The organism is Caulobacter sp. X (assembly GCF_002742635.1).
Classification (GTDB): Bacteria; Pseudomonadota; Alphaproteobacteria; order Caulobacterales; family Caulobacteraceae; genus Caulobacter.
The window spans coordinates 1,859,761-1,880,003 of the sequence record NZ_PEGF01000001.1; the positions used below are offsets into that span (position 1 = coordinate 1,859,761).

At 68.1% G+C, this 20,243-nt stretch carries 16 protein-coding genes, 1 tRNA gene and 1 pseudogene; 1 reads left to right on the plus strand and 17 read right to left on the minus strand.

What is annotated here, in order from left to right; translation table 11 throughout:
* Window positions 1–38: 38 nt before the first annotated feature.
* The 8 genes from CSW60_RS08575 to CSW60_RS08610 form a co-directional block, all read right to left on the minus strand.
* Window positions 39–115: transfer RNA gene (locus tag CSW60_RS08575), tRNA-Arg, on the minus strand.
* Window positions 116–193: 78 nt separating this feature from the next.
* The gene (locus CSW60_RS08580) at window positions 194–1,291 is read right to left on the minus strand and encodes an esterase-like activity of phytase family protein (protein WP_099536857.1); all 1,098 of its coding nucleotides are present in this window, start codon (window positions 1,289–1,291) and stop codon (window positions 194–196) included.
* Window positions 1,288–2,463 (minus strand): DUF563 domain-containing protein, encoded by a 1,176-nt coding sequence (locus CSW60_RS08585; protein ID WP_099536858.1) that lies wholly within the window; start codon window positions 2,461–2,463, stop codon window positions 1,288–1,290. The genes CSW60_RS08580 and CSW60_RS08585 overlap by 4 nt, the downstream gene beginning before the upstream one ends.
* A 2-nt stretch (window positions 2,464–2,465) precedes the next feature.
* Window positions 2,466–3,668 (minus strand): DUF563 domain-containing protein, encoded by a 1,203-nt coding sequence (locus CSW60_RS08590; protein ID WP_099536859.1) that lies wholly within the window; start codon window positions 3,666–3,668, stop codon window positions 2,466–2,468.
* 47 nt (window positions 3,669–3,715) lie between these two features.
* On the minus strand, window positions 3,716–6,172 hold the full coding sequence (locus tag CSW60_RS08595) for a glycoside hydrolase family 99-like domain-containing protein (RefSeq protein ID WP_099536860.1): 2,457 nt from the start codon (window positions 6,170–6,172) through the stop codon (window positions 3,716–3,718).
* Window positions 6,169–7,086, minus strand: coding sequence for a class I SAM-dependent methyltransferase (locus CSW60_RS08600; RefSeq protein WP_099536861.1), 918 nt, complete (start codon window positions 7,084–7,086; stop codon window positions 6,169–6,171). Before CSW60_RS08600 ends, CSW60_RS08595 begins: the two co-directional genes overlap by 4 nt.
* Window positions 7,083–7,835: an ABC transporter ATP-binding protein gene (locus CSW60_RS08605; protein ID WP_099536862.1), complete on the minus strand. Its 753-nt coding sequence runs from the start codon at window positions 7,833–7,835 to the stop codon at window positions 7,083–7,085. The genes CSW60_RS08600 and CSW60_RS08605 overlap by 4 nt, the downstream gene beginning before the upstream one ends.
* A gap of 9 nt (window positions 7,836–7,844) precedes the next feature.
* Window positions 7,845–8,636 (minus strand): ABC transporter permease, encoded by a 792-nt coding sequence (locus CSW60_RS08610; protein ID WP_099536863.1) that lies wholly within the window; start codon window positions 8,634–8,636, stop codon window positions 7,845–7,847.
* 230 nt (window positions 8,637–8,866) lie between these two features.
* Between CSW60_RS08610 and CSW60_RS08615 the strand changes: the two genes are divergently transcribed.
* Window positions 8,867–10,615 (plus strand): hypothetical protein, encoded by a 1,749-nt coding sequence (locus tag CSW60_RS08615; RefSeq protein WP_099536864.1) that lies wholly within the window; start codon window positions 8,867–8,869, stop codon window positions 10,613–10,615.
* A 54-nt stretch (window positions 10,616–10,669) separates the two neighbouring features.
* On the opposite strand, the gene CSW60_RS08620 is transcribed toward CSW60_RS08615, so the two are convergent.
* From CSW60_RS08620 to CSW60_RS24235, 9 genes and pseudogenes are all read right to left on the minus strand, one after another.
* Window positions 10,670–11,782, minus strand: a complete 1,113-nt coding sequence (locus tag CSW60_RS08620) for a chemotaxis response regulator protein-glutamate methylesterase (RefSeq protein WP_099536865.1) — start codon at window positions 11,780–11,782, stop codon at window positions 10,670–10,672.
* A gap of 2 nt (window positions 11,783–11,784) precedes the next feature.
* Entirely contained in the window at window positions 11,785–12,645 is an 861-nt protein-coding gene (locus CSW60_RS08625) for a protein-glutamate O-methyltransferase CheR (protein ID WP_099536866.1), read from the minus strand.
* Between the two features lie 54 nt (window positions 12,646–12,699).
* A complete protein-coding gene (locus tag CSW60_RS08630; RefSeq protein ID WP_099536867.1) occupies window positions 12,700–13,176 on the minus strand; it encodes a chemotaxis protein CheW in 477 nt (158 codons plus the stop codon).
* A gap of 257 nt (window positions 13,177–13,433) precedes the next feature.
* A pseudogene (locus CSW60_RS08635) lies at window positions 13,434–14,978 on the minus strand (methyl-accepting chemotaxis protein); the annotation flags it as partial.
* Between the two features lie 38 nt (window positions 14,979–15,016).
* The gene (locus CSW60_RS08640; protein WP_099536869.1) at window positions 15,017–16,693 is read right to left on the minus strand and encodes a methyl-accepting chemotaxis protein; all 1,677 of its coding nucleotides are present in this window, start codon (window positions 16,691–16,693) and stop codon (window positions 15,017–15,019) included.
* A gap of 17 nt (window positions 16,694–16,710) precedes the next feature.
* Window positions 16,711–17,193 (minus strand): chemotaxis protein CheW, encoded by a 483-nt coding sequence (locus CSW60_RS08645; protein WP_201722996.1) that lies wholly within the window; start codon window positions 17,191–17,193, stop codon window positions 16,711–16,713.
* 10 nt (window positions 17,194–17,203) lie between these two features.
* Complete coding sequence (locus CSW60_RS08650; RefSeq protein ID WP_099536871.1) at window positions 17,204–19,159, minus strand: chemotaxis protein CheA; 1,956 nt, start codon at window positions 19,157–19,159, stop codon at window positions 17,204–17,206.
* Window positions 19,156–19,521 (minus strand): response regulator, encoded by a 366-nt coding sequence (locus CSW60_RS08655; protein WP_066684967.1) that lies wholly within the window; start codon window positions 19,519–19,521, stop codon window positions 19,156–19,158. Before CSW60_RS08655 ends, CSW60_RS08650 begins: the two co-directional genes overlap by 4 nt.
* On the minus strand, window positions 19,518–19,961 hold the full coding sequence (locus tag CSW60_RS24235; protein WP_099536872.1) for an STAS domain-containing protein: 444 nt from the start codon (window positions 19,959–19,961) through the stop codon (window positions 19,518–19,520). Before CSW60_RS24235 ends, CSW60_RS08655 begins: the two co-directional genes overlap by 4 nt.
* Between the last annotated feature and the right edge of the window lie 282 nt (window positions 19,962–20,243).

Genomic DNA, 20,243 nt, shown 5'->3' on the forward strand with positions numbered 1-20,243 from the left:
TGGATTGAGGGCGGTTCTAAGTTGTGCCGACATGGCGCTGGCGGCCCGGGAGGGACTCGAACCCCCGACCTTCGCTTTAGGAAAGCGCTGCTCTATCCTGCTGAGCTACCGGGCCGCGGCGCGTGCGGGTCAGGGTGCATAGCGTAAGTTGACGGGCGTGCGAACCCCCGGGAGGGCGCGAAGCCTCTTCGACCTACGGCGCGACGCGAAGGACCAGGATCTGGTTGATCTGCCGGGCGTCGTAGTTGTCGTCGGAGGCCAGCACCAGGGTGCGCGCGCCGTCCTTCTGGCGCGGCCCCCACGCCATGGCCTCCAGATTGTCGATCCGGATTCCGAGACTGTCGAAATTGAGCAGCAGCCGCTTGCGCACGGCGCGGACCTTGCCATCCGCGAGGCTGGGACTCCGGGAGACGTCCTCGGCTCGCGACAGATCGGCCAGATACAGGCGCACGTGATAGGCGTAGCCGCCGTCCGCGCCCTTGATCCCCGAACGCTCCAGCACCAGAAGCCGCCGGGCGTCCAAGGCGAGAATCTCGCTGACGCCGTTGTCGCCGACGCCCACCGGCGAAGCGGCCTGCACGGGGTCGATAGGATAGGCGTACTGGGCCAGCAGACGTCCTGAACGATCAAGACGGCTGAGACGGGTCAGGCCGCCTGCGGCGACAGAAGGGACCGAACCGTCCTGGATCAGCGGCCACTCCATCGAAACCCAGATAGATCGTCCGTCGACGGACCATGACAAGCCTTCGAAGGTCGCGTTCTTGCGCGCGCCGGTCCGGCCATCGGGCTGGAAGCGAAGATTGTCGGGCGCGACGACGCGGGCGATGGGGCGGGCGACGGGACGACCGTCGCGGCTCAGGCGTCGGATCGCCGGCGGATCGCCGTGTTCGAAGTCGCCTTCCGTCGTCCAGAGAAGATCCTGCCCCCTGGGATCGAAGCGGATCGCCTCGCCGTCGGCGGCCTCGGTTCCGGCCTTGCGATCGGGGAAGGTCGAGCCGTCTTCGCGACGCAGGGGGATCATGGCCTCCAGCGTCGGGCCGCAGGGCGCGCCGGGGCGCAGGTCGAGCCGGCCGAGGAAGGCGTGGGAGGGGCCCCGCTCGGACTTGTCGTCGCTGATGAAGGCCCAGAGACCGGTGCGCGGGTCGTGGTCGATCCCCGAAATCCCGCCGTAGCCGCCGCCGTCGAAGACGAGGCCCTTGGGTGTCTCGCAAGCCTTGATCAGGGTCGCGCGCGGCGCGGCGACGGCCGGCGCGGCGGTCAGCAGGAGCAGAGCGAGAAAGGCGCCCCTCATAGGCGCAACGCCGTCGCCAAGACGGGGCCGTCGTCCCAGCCGGCCATCTCCGCCCCGGCGTCGGCGCGCTCCACGGCGATGCTCAGCTTGCGGCGGAAGTCCTCGGGATCGATCCGGAAGGGTTGCTTCCGAGGCTCGATCGAATGGAGCCGGGCGCGACCGTCGTCGGGGAGGATGTAGCCGACGTCGTGACGGCGGAAATTGGCGATCCGCGACTGCACCTCCACCAGCCAGTTCAGCGACACGACCTGACAGCCGGGCGGCGACAGCAGCGTATTGTGCAGACCCGAGCCAAACTCGCCGGCCACGACCCGCGCGCGCGAAAAGATCCGCGCCTGCTGATCCCAGCTCAGGGTCTCGGGACGCAGCAGGGTCAGGCCCAGCGACTGGGCGATCGCTTCGATCTCGGCCTCGTTCTCCATCTCACGGAACGACTGGGGCGTGCGGACCCCGCCGCGACTGACGAACACCTTGTCGATGTCTCCGCCACGGGGCCAGGCCAAGGCCTCCCGCTCCAGCTCCCAGCGCAGGAAGTCGTGGAAGTAATAGTCCTTCTGCAGCATGTGCGGCAGCAGGACCGCGCCGACCTCCACCGCCTCGTGCGCGGAGTTGTAGGTGATGATCTCGATATCCGGGATCAGCGAGCGGGCGATCGCCGTCATGTAGCCCGGGACCGAGGCCGGCAGCAGCAGCGGCGCGACGATCCCCGCCTCGATCAGGGCCCGGATCAGAAAGAGCTTCGGATACATCTCGGTCAGCCAGTGACCCCAGACGTAGTTGAAGTGCGTGATCACGAAGGCCTTGGGCAGGCTCAACCGGGCCCGCGCCTGGAAGTCCCAGGCCTGGGGCGTGATGTTGTGCTCGTACCAGTGCTTGATGTAGGCGGGATAAGGCCCCTCGGCATGGACGAGGCGACCGTCCAGCTTGATATGCGCGCCCCGGCCGCCAATGACGGCGCGGTGAACGACGAGCAGGTCTATTTCCGGCGCGACCGCCGGGTCGAGATCATGCAGCGTGTTCAGCAGGTCGCCCGCGCAGGGCCACAGCATGGGTCTGGCCGGGATACGGCCGCTGGAGCCCATCAGAAGGACACGGGCGGCGCGGTGCGCGCCGGACAACGCCTCTGACATCGAAACCCGGTCGCAGCCCGAGATATCGACCGACGCGACCATGGCTAGAGACTGGCGTCCAGGAAAGCCAGGAACGCCGCGAGATCAAGCCGCCAGCTGAACTCCGCGTTCGGACGGTGATGCCCCTCCAGAAACACCTCGGTCTCGCTCAGCGGAGACGGCGCGAAGAAGGCCCGCCAATCGACGCCGACCATAAGCGCGATATTGCGCACCCAGACCCCGATGAAGTTGCTGGGCTGCAGTTCGATGATCTTCGCGCCTGGACGGCAGAAGAGGACATTGGCCAGGGCCGCGCCGGCGGGGGCGACGATCACCTCGGCCTGGTGGAACAGGGCGACCTGTTCTCGCACCGACAGCGTTTCCGGCTTGACGATCGTGAAGCCGCGCGCGGTGAGTTCGGCCTCCAGTTCGGCCTCGTTGACGAGGATCCTCTTCAGAGAGCCGAGCCGGCTGACATAGATCTTCTTGGCGCCGGCGTCGGGGTCGACCGCCGCGGTCGCCAGGATGCGCTCGCGCACCTGATCGAGCGGCGCGTTGGGCGCGTGCAGAAAGTGGTCCATCGCCGTGGCGAAGACCGCGTCCTGGATCCGGACCAGGGGCGCTTCGATCACTCGCGGCCGCTGGGTCTCGCCCAGCATCAGCGACAGCAGCTCCTGGTGCCAGGGCAGCATGGGCGGGGCGATGGCCGGGAAGCGCTCTGTCGCCCCGGCCTGGATGGCCGTGACCAGGGCCGGAAGGCAGTCGATCAGGAAGTGGCCGTAGTTGTGCAGGCCGCCCCAAGCCATGAAGACGGTCGCGCGCTCCAACGTCGGGACGTCCTCCGGCGCGCGGAAGATCGGCCTGACATCCCCGCCCTCGCCCTCAAGCGTCACCCCCGGCAGCAGCCCCAGGGTCGGGGTCAGATACAGCGCCTCGTGGATCGCCTTGTGGAAGACCTGGCCCTGGTCATTGAACAACGCGCCGTAGGCCGGAGCGTGCCAGACGTCCGGCGCCCTCACCAGATCGACACGCGAGCGCAGCACGCCATTGGCGCCGAACGCCCAGGGGGGGACATCGACGCCGCCGCTGCGGCCGCCCAGCAGCGCGCGCGCTTCGGGCTCGTCGACAATGACTTGCGCGATGGCCTGGGAGATCGCGCCTGGCGCTCGCGGCCGGTCGGCCAGCACGCTTTCGACGCGCGGCAGCACGTCCTCCTCGAACACCACCGTCAAGGGCGACCCGGCGGGCGGGGCGCGCTTCGGCAGCATCGCCTTGAGGCGGCGCGCTGCTCGGCGTGCGAGGTTCGCCGCCCGTCTCACAGCTCGAAGCTCGCGCGATACCCCGCCCTGGCGACGATGGCGGCGGTCAGGCGTTCGATCGCGTGGGCGGTCGTGCCGTCGACGCGGCCCAGCTCGGGCTCGAAGGCGATCTCGACGTCGTTAAGGCCGGCGAGCGGCGCGAAGGCCTCTGTCCGCCCCCAGAACATCGAGCCCGCCGCGAACGGCGTCTCGGGCGCCAGCTTCAGCCCCATGCGCCGCGACAGCCGATCGACGGCCTCGCGGTTGTTGTCCATCACGTCGGGATCGCCGATCCGCATGCGCGATCCCGACGAGGCCAGCAGGCCCAGCTTCGGGTCCTGGGCGAAGGCGCGCAGGGCCAGGGCGGCCGCCTCGCCGCCCAGCAGGCCGTCGACCAGCTCGGCGCGCCATTCGTCGCCCTTGGCGCGGTGCGGCGAGCGCTTGGAGTGCAGTTTGCAGAACACCGAATAACCCAGGGCCCGCGCGCGTCGCAGGGTCTCGACGAACGGCCGGATATCGCGGCCCCGGTTCTCGGCGATCGCCAGGTGAGCGGTCGGGAAGGCCGCGCGAACGCGGACGAGATCGGCCTGATCCCACGTCTCCGGCACAGTGATCATCAGATCAAGGACGTCGGCCGTCGCGGACAGGCGCTCGGCGAACCAGTCGATCAACTCCGGATAGAAGAGGTGCAGCAAGGTCACCGCGTCGGCGCGCTTGACGAACGCCGCCTTAGCCTGCGCCACCAGCGGATGGGCGTTCGTCAGGCGCGGCTGATAGGCGCTGAGCGCGGCGCGGGTGGCGTGCAGATAGCCGTGGCCGAACCAGCGGTCGGGCTCGAGATAGGCGCCCTCCCCCCACTCGTTCCAGGCGTTGACGAACACCATCGCCTCGCCCTTGGGATGGCGCGCGACGGCGTGGGTCAACGCGCCCGACAGCCAGGTCAGGTAGCTCTCGGGATCGGCGTTGTGGAAGGCGTGGCCGGCCCAGGGCTTGCGCGCCTGGTTGTCCCAACCCGGCATGACGCCCGGGACATAGGCCGCGTCGACGCGCGAGAGCTCCGACAGCTTGTGCCGGACCACGGCCGGATAATCGTAGACCTTGCCGGTGAAGTTCTCGTGCAGCGGGGTGACCGCCTTGGTGATCTCGCCCTCGACGATGGCGTGCGGCGGGAAGTCGATGATCCCGTCAAAGCCATGGCCGGCGTAGTCCTGGAACCCGAACGCCGTGGTGCACAGCAGGCGCAGCTCGCCCAGGCCCATGGCCCGCGCCTTGGCTCTCCAGCGGTCGGTCGTGGCCTTGGCCTCGGGCAGGATCTCGGGGCGATAGAGCACCAGCACCGGCTTGCCGCCCACACGCAGATAGCGCGGGTCGCGGATGTAGCGGGCCATGTCCTCGAAGACCGCCTCGTCGTCCTCGGGCGAGTGCTTCTGGGCCATCAGGACGTCGGTCTCGTCGCCGTCCCAGCGGCGGGTCCAGTTCTCGTTGGCCCAGCAGAGCGCGAACGGCAGGTCCAGAGTCGGATCGGCCAGATAGAGCTCGATCGGCTTCTCTAGCAGGCGCTTGCCGGCGAACCAGTAGTAGTGGAAGCAGAAGGCGTGGACGCCCGCGCCCTTGGCCAGGTCGACCTGCTGGGCCAGCACCTCGCGCTGGCGTAGATCGTAGAAGCCCAGATCGCCCGGCAGACGGGGCTGGTAGTGGCCCAGGAACTGCGGCTGGGCCTTGGAGACGTTGGTCCACTCGGTGAAGCCCTTGCCCCACCAGGCGTCATTTTCCGGGAACGGATGAAATTGCGGCAGATAGAACGCCACGACCTTCGGCGCGTCCGCCGGCAGGGCGATCGGCGCGGCGATCGGGGCGGCGAAGTGGGGGCTGCGCAGGTTCTTGGAGACCTGGATGGCGTGCGTGTAGGTCGCGCGCACCGGGCCGGCGTCATGGGTCTTGGCGCGGCTGGCGCGGGCCTGTTCGACGACCGCGCGGCCCTTGCGCCAGACGGCGCCGACCGGCTGGCGCAGCGGACCGAGGGCCGGCTTGATCGCCTGGATCGCCACGCCCTTCCAGCCGCGCGGATCCTTGCCCAGATGCCCCGCCGGCTTGACCGCGATGTCGAGCACGGCGAAGCGGCACGGTCCCTCGGACGGGTCGAGGCGCAGGCGCAGCAGCTGCCGGCTGCGCGCCGGCAGCGAAGCGAACCAGCCGTCGGGACCGGCCTTCAGCCGCGCATAGGAGTCTTCGGAAAAGCCGTCGCCCCAATCGGCGAACAGGGCGGGACCGACCAGCTCGCCTTCCAAGGCTTCCAGCTTCACGTCGACCCGCACGGTCCGGGCCGCGCGCAGGGCCGCGCGCTCGGTCTTGGACGGCGTCCAGATCAGTTGCGGATCATCGCCGGTTCCGACCAGCACGACGCGCCCTTGCGCGTCGACGCCGTCGATCGCGACATCGCGGCCAGGCTTGAGTCCGGAGGGAAGCGCCGTCATGCCTTGCCCGTCAGTCCGGACAGCAGTCGCGTCAGGAAGCCGGGCTTCTGGGCGGCGCGTTTGCGGATAACCACCGCCGCCTGCCAGAACTGGGCGGGATCGTCGACATAGCGAACGACCTCGCCGCCGTGCGGCGCGGCTTCCTTGGCCACGAACTTGGCGGTCACAACGGTCTCGCCATAGACGTCGCGCTCGCGATAGGCGCCGCCGCCCGACGCCAGATAGGCGATGCCCTCGCGCGCCAGGTCTTCGCGCAGGCCGGGCAGGAGGTCCTTGTAGACGGCCAGAGCCGCCAGCCAGGCGTTGGGCGAGCTGGCGTCGGTGGCCTCCAGGAAATCCAGAAAGCGCGGCGGCTCGACGGTGAAGACCAGCAGACCGCCGGGCGCGAGCACGCGCAGCAACTCGGCCAGCCAGGCGCGGAACAGATGCGGCGGCAGGTGGGTGAACACCGAATAGGCGGTGATCAGGCGGAACGCGCCGTCCTCGAAGGCGAGAGGCTGGCCATTGGCGATCGTCTCGAAGCGTCCAGGCAGGTTCGCGCCGCTGCAGAACGCGACCATGTCGGGGTCGATGTCGACGCCCACCATGCTCTCGGCCTGGAAGTCCCGCAGGAAGAACCGCCCGATCCGCCCCCAGCCCACGCCGAAGTCGAGATAACCCTTGCCGGCCGAGCGCTTGTAGGCCTTGTCGCCCATGCTCTCCTGGGCGAAGGCGTAGAACTTGCCAGCCTCGTCCAGCGCGTCCTCATAGGCCGAGCCGACGAACTGCCGCTGGACCTCGGCCGACGGGAAGTCCGGAAAGACGCACCCGTCCTGCACACGCTCGGACACCGAGCTCTTCAGACGGGCGATCCAAGCGTCCAGCGGGAGGTCCTTGATGTCCTCGTGCGCGAGGGGACGGACGGCGTCGGTCATGCGGCGTGGGTTTCCCGATAGGCCAGCCAGTCCTCGGTGGAGCCGAGGAAGGCGATGCGGCCGGCCTGAAGTTCGCAAACGCGGTTGCAGACGCGTTGGACCAGGTCGTGGTCGTGTGTGGCGAGGACGACGATCTTGGCCTCCTCGACCATCTTCTGCATGCGCTGGCCGGCCTTCTTGACGAAGTCGGCGTCGCCGGCGCTGAGCCATTCGTCCAGCACCAGGATGTCAGCCTCGAACTCGGTCGCGACCGAGAACATCAGGCGCGCCAGCATGCCGGCCGAATAGGTCCGCACGGGAAGGTGCAGGAAGTCGCCCAGGCCCGAGAACTCGGCGATGGCGTCCACGCGGCTGTCGATCACCTTGCGCGGCAGCCGCCGCATCAGGCCCAGCTTATGGATGTTGCGAAGGCCCGTGGCCTCCATGTCGATGCCGGCGTTGATGGCGATCATCGAGGTGATGTCGCCGTCGATATGCAGCTCGCCGCGCGTCGGGTGATAGATGCCGGCGATCACCTTGAGCAGGGTGGTCTTGCCCGAACCGTTGTGACCCACGAGCGCGATGCGGTCGCCTTCGTTGATCTCAAGGTTGATGTCCGACAGCGCCTTGACCGCGGCCACGTCGCCGGCCGCCTTGTACATCTTGCCGCCGACCGCGAGATTGAACACCGCGCTGCGCAGCGACTGCGAGCGCAGGCTGTAGACGAAGTAGTCGAGATCGACGTGGGTCAGCTTGATCTGGTGGGTCATCGCCGTCTCCTAAAGCCAGAAGACCACGCGCTTGCGGAACATGGCCAGCAGCGCGAAGGCGACCAGGGCCAAGACGCCGGTCGTCCCCAGCGCCCAGACCCAGTCGTTGACGGCGGGAGCGTGTCCCAACAGCGGCGCGCGCAGCAGGTCGACCTGGTGCGCGAAGGGGTTCAACTCGACCACCCAACGGTTCCGGGGACTGACATGATCGGCCATCCAGAACACCGGCGTCACATAGAACAAAAGCTGCACGACGTAGCTCATCATGTAGGCCACGTCCCGAAAACGGGTGGACGGGATGGCGATGATGAAGCCCTGGAAGCAGACGATCAGCAGCATCACGGCCATCGCCGGGATCAGCGTCCAGTGGGGAATGACGAACTTGTGCAGCACAATCATGACCGCCCAGAAGGCGATCAGCTGGAAGAGGAAATTGGTCGCGGCCTTCTGGGCGTGCAGGAAGACGTAGAAGCTCAGCGGCAAGCGCTGGCTCTGCATCAGGCCGGAATTGTAGAGGAAGATCGCCTGGGCTTCGGCGATTGTCGTGCCCACCAGCGACCAGGCCAGAAGTCCGGCGACCACCTGCGGGTAGCTCTTGGACATGTCCACGCCCATCAGCGTGCTGACCAGGAAGGCCAGGGCGAAGGCGACGACCAGCAGATTGCAGGCCATCCAGAACGGCCCCAGCACCGAGCGCTGGAAGCGCGAGGCCGTCTGGTCCAGGCCAAGCCGCCACCACAGGGGCGCCAGACGAACGCCGTCGGCAACGTCCTTGAGGGCCGCCATCACGGGGCTCGGCATACAATTCCTTCCTCGGCGGCCATAGACGGGCCCGAATTCAACATCATCGCGACGAAATCAGGGCCGAGGCCGCCGTTCGCCAGCTTTCGGCGCCTGCTTACAGAGCGCCGCGTCGCGCGACAATGGTTCGGCGCGTCGCCGACCACGGGTCTTCGAGAAATTGCGTCCCGCCTTTACGGCAAATTCGCACATTCGAGCCATGATGGCGCGTAATCCTCAGCGGCGATTTCATGGCCTCTTCTTCTGTGGCGCTCAAAGCGTCTTCCGCCACCCCCGACGACCGCACGGGCGCCTGCCTCGAAGCGGCGCGCAGCGCGATCGAGGGCCGCTTCCTTGAGGTGGGCGACGTTCTGTCACGCGCCGTCGACGGCATGAACGCGCTGATCACCGCGCTCGACCGCATGAAGGAAAGCCTGGACGGCGACAGCGTCGCGACCGCCGCGCGTGAACTGGGCCAGGCCTCCGACACCCTGCGCCAGTTGCCGCAGAGCCTGGAGGGCCGCCTCGAGAAGCTGAGCGGTCTCGTCAAGGTCGGCTCCGACCTGACCAAGTGCATCGAGGACATGCACAAGCACCTGGCCTACCTCCGGGTGTTCGGCGTCAACATCAAGATCACTTCGGGCGGCATCGCGGCGGCGGGTCCGGAGTTCGCGATCTTCGCCCAGGAGATTTGCGACTGCATCGAACTGGGCCGCACGCAGCTCGACACGTTCCGCGCCGATCTTGGCGCGCTCGACGGCGATCTGCGCCAGGCCCTCGGCCAAGAGGCCGATCTCGCCCGCCGCTGCGACGAGCTCCTGCCCGCCGTGCCGGACTCCCTGGTCGCCCAGGTCGCGGCGATCACCGCCCACCAGGCGCGGATCGGCCAGATCAGCGAGCAGGTCGCCGGCCTCGCCCGCGATGTGCGCAAGAAGGTCGCCTCGGCGCTCGCGGCGTTGCAGATCGGCGACATCACCCGTCAACGCATCGAGCATGTCCAGTTCGGACTAGCCCTGTTGGACGCGCCGGAAGTGCGCGCCCTGCCGGCAGAGGCGCGCGGGCGGCTCGAGACCTTCATGCGCCGGTTGCTGATCGCGCAGCTGGACGCCACCACGCGCGACTTCCGCCGCGACGTCTCCCGCATCGGCCTGAATGTCGGGGCCATGGCCGCTGACGCCAGCGAGATCCTGCGCCTGCGCGACCACGCCGAAGGCCAAGGCGGCGAGGGCAATTTCCTGCGCGGTCTGGAAGCCAATGTCGGCAAGGCTTTCGCCCTGGTCGACGACATCGAGGCCGGCGAGCGTTCCGCCGAGGCCGTCAGCCGCTCGGCCAGCCGCTCGGCGCGGGATCTCGCGGCCCAGGTCGCCGCCATCCAGAACATGCGCGCCGACGTGCAGATGATGGCGATGAACACGACGCTGAAATGCTCGCGCATCGGCGAGACAGGAAAGCCGCTGGGCGTCATCGCCATCGAGCTCCGCCAGCACGCGACCCATCTTGAGACTTCCGCCGGCCACACGCTGGCGGCGCTGGAGTCGCTGTTTGGATCGACGACGGACGAAGAGGTCCCCGAAACCGAAGACTTGGCGCCGCAGGTCAGCGCGGCCTCGGCCGCGGCCGAGGCTCTGCGCCAGGCGGTCGAGCGCATCCGCAAGACCGGCGACGAGGTGGACGGCGATCTGGCCGAGGCGGCCGATCAGGGCGGGCAGGTCGTGGCCATGCTGAAGCAGGCCGCCACGCGCTTCGATTTCGACCGTCAGGTCGGCGGCTATCTCGATGAAGCGCTGGAGCTTCTGGCCCGGGACGTCGGCGACGACGACCGCATCGACGACCTCGCCGAGATCCTGGCGCCGCTGATGGCCAGGCTGTCGCGCACCTACACCATGGCCCAGGAGCGCGAGGTCCACGCGCCCTTCGCCGATCTGGTCGGCGAGGTTCCCGAGCTGAACCCGCACGCTCAGCCGCCCGCCGCGCAAAGCGACGACGACATCTTCCTCTAGATCCGGGTTCTAAGTCCGTCAGGGCCCAGCGCTCGGGCGCCCTGCGTGGACGCTCTAGCGCTTGGAAGCCTTCAGGATTTCCGCCGCGATCTGCTGCAGCGGGACCACCCGATCGACGCAGCCGCGCGCGATCGCCTCCTTGGGCATGCCGAAGACGATCGAGGTCGCCTCGTCCTGGGCGATCGCGAAGGCGCCGGCCTGCTTCATCTCGTCGAGACCGCGCGCGCCGTCGTCGCCCATGCCGGTCATGATCACCCCGACCGCGTTGGAGCCGGCCGAGCGGGCGGCGGAGCGGAACAGCACATCCACCGACGGGCGGTGCCGGGTGACCAACGGGCCATCCTTGACCGAGACGTAGTAGCGCGCGCCGCTGCGCTCCAGCAGGGTGTGCTTGTTGCCGGGCGCGATCAGGACCCGGCCGCGCAACACGGTGTCGCCGTCCTCGGCCTCCTTGACCGAAACGGCGCAGATCCCATCCAGGCGTTGGGCGAACGAGGCGGTGAAGCGCTCGGGCATGTGCTGGACAATGACGATGCCGGGCGAATCCGGCGGCAGGGTCTCCAGCACCGCCCGCAGCGCCTCGGTGCCCCCCGTGGAGGCGCCCATGCAGATGATCGTCTCGGTCGTTCGGGCCATCGCCTTGGCGCCGGGCGCCGCCTTCGGCGGCGGGGGCAGCATGGCGTCGGCGGTCAGCTTGCGCTCGGGCTCGTAGAGCGGACGGTCGACCGAGACCGGCGGACGGCGGGCGCCCGACACCTTGGCGCTTGCCGCCGCCTTGACCGCGTCGCAGATCCGGATGCGCGACTCCATCAGGTGCTCGGCGACCCCGACCTTGGGCTTCAGCACGATGTCGACGGCGCCGGCCTCCAGCGCCTGCATCAGGGTCTCGCCCCCCTCCTCGACCAGCGACGAGCACATGACCACCGGCACCGGATGCTGGGCCATCAGCTTGCGCAGGAAGGTGATGCCGTCCATGCGCGGCATTTCGACGTCCAGGGTGATGACGTCGGGAATCTCGTCACGGATGCGGCGCGCGGCCACGAAGGGGTCGGAGGCGACGCCGATCACTTCGATCTGCGGATCGGCGCTCAGCACGGCCGCCAGCGTCTGCCGCACGGTCGCGGAGTCGTCGACGATCAGGACTCTGACTTTTCGACCAGCGGGCACGGCTAGGGCTTCTGGAACACGGTGTTGGCCACCTGCCGAACCGGAAGATCCAGTCCGACGATCGACTCAGAATGACCCAGAAATAGATAGCCGCCAGGGACCAGATGGTCGCAGAGCCGCCCCAGCACCTTGGCTTGGGTCGGTTTGTCGAAATAGATCAGGATGTTGCGGCAGAAGATGATGTCGAAGTCGCGCTCGACCGGATAGGTCTCGTCCATCAGATTCAGGCGCGCGAAAGCGACCTTGGAGCGCAGGTCCGGCCGTATCCGGACTTCGCCGAGCGAACGGTCCTTGGACTGCATCAGGTACTGACGGCGGCGGTCCATCGAGACCGGCTCGATCATCGCTTCCGGATAGCGGCCAGCCACGCCCTTGGCCAGGACGTCGGTGCAGATATCGGTCGCCAGGATGGAGTAGTCGAGGCCGCGCTGGTCGGCGACGAAGTCCTCCAGCACCATGGCCAGGGTATAGGCCTCGGCGCCGATCGACGCCGCCGCGCTCCAGATCCGGAGCGGCTTGCGACGTCCGTTCGCCAGCGCCGGCAGGCCCTTCGCCTCCAGAAAACTGAAATGGGACGGCTCGCGGAAGAATTCGGTCTTGTTGGTCGTGACGACGTCGATCAGGTGGACGGTCTCGGCCTCCAGGCCGCCGTCCTCGAACAGGAACCGGCAATAGTCATTCAGGTTGCTGTGGCCGTAGGTCCGCATCCGGCGGCGCAGTCGGCCTTCAAGCATGGTCTTCTTGTTGGCCGGCATCTTGATGCCGCTGTAGTCATGGATGAAGGCCGACAGGCGCGCGAAGTTCTTGGCGGACAGCAGGTCCTGGTGCGGGTCGATCGGCTGCGCGAGAGAGGCGTGAGACAAGGGTTCTGCTTTCGTCGGGCGCCGACGCGCCTTCTCGTTTCGGATGCTGACGCGTCAGGCGGCCTGGGCGATCAGCGCGGCGTCCTGGCTGGTCAGCAGCCTGGGCAGGTCGAAGATCACGACGAAGCCTTGATCCCGCCGGACGACGCCCTTGATGTAGTCCGACCGCCACGGCACGCCGATGTCCGGCGCGGCCTCGATCTGCTCGGGCTCGAACGTCGCCACCTCGATCACCCGATCGGCGACGAGGCCGAGGGACAGGATCCGATCCTCGATCGGCACGTCCAGCACCAGGATCCGCGTCGCCAGATTGGGCTCCACGCGCGGCAGGCCCAGCTTGGTCCGCAGATCCAGGGTCGGCGTGCCCCGCCCCCGCACGTCGGTCAGCCCCAGCAGATAGGTGGGGCCTTCCGGCAGGGCGGAGGGCGCGCTGTAGTCCAGGATTTCGCGGACGAAGGCCACGGGCACCGCGAACACCTCGGCGCCCAGGCCCAGCGTCACGCACTGCCGCTCCAGGAAGACCTCGCTCACGCGACATACTCCCTGAACTCGCCGTCCTGGTCGTCGGGACCGCCGCTGGTCAGGTCGAGGGCGAAGCCGGCCGCGCGGGCCTGCTGGGCCGCGACCGGAGCGCGCGCCGGAGCCTTGGCCTTGGCTGGCGCCTTGGCGACAGGCGCGGCGCGCCGGGCCGGCGCGCGAGCGGGCGCGCGACGATCCTGACCGCTGCTGTCGATGCGGAAGTAGGAGATCGACGTCTGCAGCTCTTCGGCCTGGGCCGCCAGCTCTTCCGAAGTCGCCGACATCTCTTCCGAGGCCGAGGCGTTCTGCTGGGTCACCTTGTCCAGCTGCTGGATGGCGTCGTTGATCTGGCTGGCGCCGATGTCCTGCTCGCGGCAGGCCGCGGTGATCTCCGTGACCAGCTCGGCGGTCTTGCGGATGTTCGGCACCAGGGTGGTCAGCATCTCGCCGGCGGTCTGGGCCGCCTTGACGGTGTCGCTGGAGACCGCGCTGATCTCGGCGGCGGCCGTCTGGCTGCGTTCGGCCAGCTTGCGCACTTCCGAGGCGACCACGGCGAAGCCGCGGCCGTGCTCACCGGCCCGGGCGGCCTCGACGGCGGCGTTCAGGGCCAGCAGGTCGGTCTGGCGGGCGATTTCCTGGACGATGGTGATCTTCTCGGCGATCGTCTGCATGGCGCTGACGGCCTTGTTGACGGCCTGGCCCGAGGTCTCGGCGTCCTGGGCGGACTGGCGCGCGATCTTCTCGGTCTGGGAGGCGTTGTCGGCGTTCTGCTTGATGTTGGCCGTCATCTCCTCCATCGAGGCCGAGACCTGCTCGGCGGCGGCGGCCTGTTCGGTCGCGCCCTGGCTCATCTGCTCGGACGTGGCCGACAGCTCCTGGCTGCCCGACGAGACGTTCTCCGAGGCGGCGATGGCGTCGGCGACGATGCCACGCAGGCGATCCACCATCCGCTCCAGCGCGATGCCCAGGGTGTCCTTGTCCGACAGCGGCTGGGGCCGCACGGTGAGATCGCCATCGGCGATCCGATCGGCCAGCCCGGCGGTGTCGCGCAGATTGGACGTCATCTGGTTGACGGTCGTCACCAGATCCTTGATCTCGTCGTCGGTCGTGACGGAAACTTCGTGGTTGAGATCGCCGATCGCGACCGCCTCGATGGCTTGCGAAGCCTTACGCAGCCCCGTCGTGACCGTCCGCGAAATCCACAGGGCCGCCGCGACGCCGACGATCAGCGCCAGGGCGATGACGCCGATGAACATCGTCCGCGCGTCGGCGAAGACCTTGTCGCCGGTCGCGCTGGCGTCCTTGCCGCCGGCCACGTTCAGATCCACAAGGCGCACGGCGTCGTTCGACATGTCGTCGTAGAGCGCCTTGCTATCCTTCAGCATCGCCGCGGCTTCCACGTTCTTGTTCTGACGGGAAAAGACCAGGGCCTTATCGGCCTCGCGCAGGTACGCGTCGTACTTGCGGGCGAAGGAATTGTAGATGTCCCGCTCCTCGTTGGAGGAGATCAGGGGCTCGTACGTCTTCCGCGTCTGAGCGATCAGACTCACGGTTTCGTTGATCTGCTTCTCCACCGCCGCCATGTCGGCGGGATCGGTGGAGGCGACGTGCGCGTAGTGCTCGGCGCGAAGATCGGAGGTCGCGGTGTTGATGCGATGCACCGCGTCGATGCTCGGCATCCAGTTCTCGGCGATGATGGTCGACTGGTCATTCACCGTCGACATCTTCAGGACCCCGACGACGCCGAGGGTGGCGCAGAGCGCCAGGACCGCGGCGAACGCGCCGGCTAGCTTCAGTTTGATGGTTGGACGCATCTCATGCCCCCTTCGGGCGAATGTTCAGGGTGATCGCTTTACGCGTACTCACGAAAATCGGCGTCGTCGGCGTCCGGACCGCCGCTGGTCAGGTCCAGGGCGAAGCCGGCCGCGCGGGCCTGCTGGGCCGCGACCGGGCTGCGCGCCGGCGCCTTGGCGGCGGACTTGGCGACGGGCGCCGCACGGCGGGCGGCCGGACGCGGCGCCGGGCGGCGGCCATGACCGCCGTCGGTGCGGAAATAGGAGATCGAGGTCTGCAGCTCCTCGGCCTGGGCGGCCAGTTCCTCGGAGGTCGCCGACATCTCTTCCGAGGCGGCGGCGTTCTGCTGGGTGACCTGGTCCAGTTGCTGGATGGCCTGGTTGATCTGGCTGGAGCCGATGTCCTGCTCGCGGCAGGCGGCGCTGATCTCCGAGACCAATTCTGCGGTCTTGCGGATGTTCGGCACCAGGGTGGTCAGCATCTCGCCGGCGGTCTGGGCCGCCTTGACGGTGTCGCTGGAGACCGCGCTGATCTCGGCGGCGGCCGTCTGGCTGCGTTCGGCCAGCTTACGGACTTCCGAGGCGACCACGGCGAAGCCGCGGCCGTGCTCTCCAGCCCGGGCGGCCTCGACGGCCGCGTTCAGGGCCAGCAGGTCGGTCTGGCGGGCGATTTCCTGGACGATGGTGATCTTCTCGGCGATCGTCTGCATGGCGTCGACGGCCTTGTTGACCGCCTGGCCCGAGGTCTCGGCGTCCATCGCCGACTGGCGGGCGATCTTCTCGGTCTGGTTGGCGTTGTCGGCGTTCTGCTTGATGTTGGCGGCCATCTCTTCCATCGAGGCCGAGACCTGCTCGGCGGCGGCGGCCTGCTCGGTCACGCCCTGGCTCATCTGCTCGGCCGTGGCCGACAGCTCCTGGCTGCCCGACGAGACGTTCTCGGAGGCGGCGATGGCGTCGCCCACGATGCCGCGCAGGCGCTCGATCATGACGTTCACATTGCCCAGCAGATCGCCGATCTCGTCGCGCGTGGTGACCTCGGCGGTCTTGGTCAGGTCGCCTTCGGCCACGGTGCGAACCGCTTCCGACGCGCGGGCCAGGCCCTTGCTGACCATGGTCGATATGTAGACGGCTGCGGCGACGGCGATCAGCAGCGAGATGACCGACACCGTGATCAGCAGGTTGCGCGCGCTCTTCGAGGCCTTGTCGGCCTCATCGGTGGCCTGGGCCAATTGATCATTGGACAGCGCGACGAGCTCGTCGACCTTGGCGACGGCCTCGGTGATGGCCTTGCGGCTCTCGCCCATGGTCAGGACGGTGGCTTCCGCATCCTTGTGTTCGATGGCGAAGGCGAAGACCCGGGTATGGACCTCGGCCATGGTGTTGTAGGCGGCTTCCAGCGCCAGCCAGCGCGGCTTGCCCTCGGCCGAGGCGAGGCTCTTGGCCTTCTCGAGCAGACCTTCGACGGTCGCCTTCTCCTTCTGGATCGAGCCCTCGAACTTGCGGATCTCGACCACGTCGTCCGACAGGACCATGTTCTTTTCGGCCCGGACGATGTTCAGCAGGTGAATGTTGATCTCCTGGGCGAGCTCCATGCGCTTAACCGGCGCGGCCAGCACGCCTTCCAGGCTGTCCTGGGCGCTGTTCAGCTCGCGCATGGCGAACAGGTTTCCGCCCACCAGCAGGAGGATCAGAAGCCCGAAAGCGGCGGCGAGTTGCAGCTTGATGGTGAGACGCATGGGGGTACTCCGGCCGCTCAGCGGGCTTGGGTCTGATGGAGGGGCGTGACCGAGGCCGTCTGGCCCCGAGCGGCGAAAATCTGGTCCAGGTCGGGCAGGACGATGAGGTCCCCATCGCGCCGGGCCAGCCGCCGGATGAAGTCGGTCCGCCAGCGCAGGCCGATGCGCGGAACTTCCTCGGTGGTCTCTTCGGTGATCGCGGTGACCTCGTGGACCTTGTCGGCGCGCAGGCCGATCAGGGCGGGCTCGCCGTCCAGCGGATGCTCGATCACGACGATCCGGGTGTCGATCGTGGGTTCGCCGCGCTCCATCTCGAACGCGACGCGCAGGTCGACCAGCGGAATGATCCGACCACGGAAATTGATCACCGCGCCGACGAACGGCGGCGCGCCGGGCACCTCGGTTTCGGGCAGGAGGTCCAGGACCTCCCGGACCAGGTTGGCCTCGAGGGCGAAGGTCTCGCCCTGCAGATCGAAGGTCAGGGCTTCAAGCGTGCTCATGGCGGCGCTCCTAACCAGCCGCGCGCAGATGCGCGTCATGCCGCTGGCCCAGATGGACCAGGGCGGGGATGTCGAGGATCAGCGCCACGCCGCCGTCGCCCAGGATCGTCGCGCCCGAGAAGGCGCCGATGTCGGCGTGAAAGCTGGACAGCGGCTTGATGACCGTCTGGTGGTCGCCCAGGATCTGATCGACCACGAGGCCGACGCGGTCCTGGCCGGTCGCCACCACGACGATCTTCTGATGCGGATCGGGCGGTGAGCCGGTCTTGAACTCCTCGCGCAGGCGGATGAACGGCACCAGCTCGTCGCGCAGGGTGATCAGGCTGCGGCCCGTGGAGCGCAGGTCCTGGGCCGGCGACAGCTCGACGCATTCCTCGACATTGGCCAGCGGAATGACGAAGCGGCTGGCGCCGACGCGGACCAGCAGGCCGTCGATGATCGCCAGGGTCAGCGGGATGCGCAGCGACACCACCGAGCCCTCGCCGGGGTTGCTGGTGATCTCCAGCGAACCGCGCAGGCCCTCGATGGTCTTCTTGACGACGTCCATGCCGACGCCGCGCCCCGAGAGGTTGGTGATCGTCGCCGCCGTCGAGAAGCCCGGCGCGAAGATCAGGTTCAGAAGCTCATTGTCGGTCAGGGCCTGGCCGGGCGTGATCAAGCCGTTCTCCTCGGCCTTGGCTCGCACGCGATCACGATCGACGCCGCGACCATCGTCGGTGATGGTGATCAGCACCTCGGCGCCGGACTGGACAGCCGACAGGCGGATCAGGCCCGCCTCGGGCTTGCCGGCGGCCAGGCGCTGCTCGGGCGCCTCCAGGCCGTGGTCGGCGGCGTTGCGGACCAGGTGGACCAGCGGGTCGGCCAGACGCTCGATCACGGTCTTGTCGAGCTCGGTGGTCTCGCCCTCGATCTGAAGGTCGATCTTCTTGCCGGTGTCGTGCTGCAGATCGTGGATCAGGCGGCGGAAGCGGCCGAACAGCTGGATCACCGGCACCATGCGCACGACCATCATCGTGTCGCGCATCTCGGCGGCCAGGCGTTCGATCTCCTCGGCGACGGCGCGCAGGGCCGTGTCGAGGCTGGACGAGGCCAGCTGCTTCAGGCGGGACTGGGCGATAACCAGCTCGCCGACGCGGTCCATCATCTCGTCCAGCCGCTCGGCGGGGACGCGGACCGTCTCGCCGCCGGTCTTGGCGGCGCGGGTGTCCTGGGCGGCGGTCTCGACGGGCTTGTCGGCCTGGCCCGTCACGGCCGGCTCGGCGTCGTCCGAAGGCGACCCGAGGTCGCCGGACGCGGTCAATTCCTCGACCTCGAGGGTCATCTCGTCGATCACGAAGATGAAGACGTCATCGATGGCGTCGCGGCCGTGCGGGGTGGTCAGCAGGACCTCCCAGGCCAGACGGCACTCGGTGGGGACCAGCTCCTCCAGCATCGGCACGTCGTCGGTGATCACCCGGACCTGGCAATCGCCCAGTTCGCGCAGCTCGTCGAGCAGCGGCAGGGGACGGGCGCCGTTGACCAGGGCGTCGGCGGGCAGGCTGAAACGGATCTTCCAGGTGCTGGCGGCGGGCTTGGCCGGCGCGGCCGGGGCGTCGCCGCCCTCGACGGCGGCGTGCAGGTCGGCCAGCAGCGCCTCGTCGGCGCCCGGCTCGACCGGACGGCCCTCCGCCAGGGCCCGCATGTGATCCTGGGCGGCCAAAACGCAGGCGACCAGACGCGGCGAGGCCGGAACCTCGCCCTTGCGAACCCGGTCGAAGGCCGTTTCGCAATGGTGGGTGAAGGCGGCCAGGGCGTCGAAGCCGAACATGGCGCCCGAGCCCTTCAGGGTGTGCAATCCGCGGAAGACCGCGTCGATCAGGTCGCGATCCCCCGGACGATGCGCCAGGTCGAGCAGGCCCTGCTCGACCTGCTCCAGAAGCTCCTGGGCCTCCTGACGGAACGTCTCGATGGGATCTAGGCTGCTCACTTGGCGAGGACCTTCTTGACGACCCGGACCAGTTGGTCGGGCTCGAACGGCTTGGTCAGCCAACCCGTGGCGCCGGCCGCCTTGGCCTGGGCCTTCACGTCGGCGTCGGACTCGGTGGTCAGGAAGACGATCGGCACGCCGGCGCCCGCCGGGCGGCCTCGCAGCTCACGGATCATGGTCAGACCGTCCATCACCGGCATGTTCAGATCGGTGATGATCAGGTCGAAGCCGCCGGCGGAGGCCTTCTCCAGGCCCTCGGCCCCATTGCCCGCCTCCGAGACGGCGTAGCCTTCGCTGCTCAGGGCGATCTTGATGGCCGCGCGGATGCTGATCGAGTCGTCGACGGTGAGAATGGCGCTCATGGCTGTGTCTTTCCCCCAGACCAAAAATTCAGGCGGTCGGAGTCGTCCGGCTCCAGAAAGCCGCCGCGTTGCAGAACCTGGAGCAAGGCGCCCTCGGCGGGCTTCTCCAGACGGATCTCCTGGCCCTTGGCCGCCGCCGTGCGGCGCGCCGCTTCCAGAAGTTGAGCGAGCGTCAGGTCCGCGTCCTCGACCTCATCGAGGTTCACGACGACCGGGCCGCCGCGTTCCATCCCCGCGACCAGGGCCGCGTAGGCGTCAGATATACTCGAAACTGTCACATCTCCTGAGAGACGGACCGAATATTCGGAGATATTTGACACAAAGCCCTCGCACCTATGCAAATGTAACCGTGTTATGTATACGGGTGTAATTCTAGGTTTTAACCTGCGAGATCCAGCCTTAAATTGAGGTAAATTTATCAGCCGACAGGACGGTGACATTGCGTCACGCGCGACGTGTTGTCACAGACCCTGCGGACAAGGTCCTCGGCATATGGAGTCAATCAGGCCGGGCTCTTCGCCAAGAAACCCTGCAATCTCCAAGGCATAAGGGCCATACAGCCTGGGCGAGCATCATCCTTGGGCGGAGCGAGAGCGCTCGGCTGCGCCAGTCGTCGCTCGATACTCAAAATCGGTAACAGGGTGACGCCCCCGAGCGCGCGACCACGTCGAGCGCGCCCCTGAGCCGCAAGAGAGGCCAGGAAAATGGCGCGCGACGAGGCG